Raw genomic sequence first — 569 nt, 5'->3', positions numbered from 1 at the left:
TCCCTAATCGGGATTGCGGACAGTGTCTGGTGGGTAGTTTGACTGGGGCGGTCTCCTCCCAAATAGTAACGGAGGAGCACGAAGGTTAGCTAATCACGGTCGGACATCGTGAGGTTAGTGCAATGGCATAAGCTAGCTTAACTGCGAGACAGACACGTCGAGCAGGTACGAAAGTAGGTCATAGTGATCCGGTGGTTCTGTATGGAAGGGCCATCGCTCAACGGATAAAAGGTACTCCGGGGATAACAGGCTGATACCGCCCAAGAGTTCATATCGACGGCGGTGTTTGGCACCTCGATGTCGGCTCATCACATCCTGGGGCTGAAGTCGGTCCCAAGGGTATGGCTGTTCGCCATTTAAAGTGGTACGCGAGCTGGGTTTAGAACGTCGTGAGACAGTTCGGTCCCTATCTGGTGTGGGCGTTGGATGATTGAGGGGAGCTGCTCCTAGTACGAGAGGACCGGAGTGGACGAACCGCTGGTGTTCGGGTTGTTTTGCCAAAGGCATTGCCCGGTAGCTACGTTCGGAATCGATAACCGCTGAAAGCATCTAAGCGGGAAGCGAGCCCC

Annotated in this window: 1 rRNA gene; it reads left to right on the top strand. The window is 54.7% G+C overall.

Going from position 1 to position 569, the window contains the following annotated elements:
* Window positions 1-569 (top strand): 23S ribosomal RNA (locus ACXAFQ_RS20505); the annotation flags it as partial.

This window comes from Alteromonas sp. ABH2_165 (assembly GCF_056159945.1).
The sequence above is the reverse complement of the archived record's forward strand: the minus strand, read 5'-3'. Positions and strand labels throughout refer to the sequence as shown.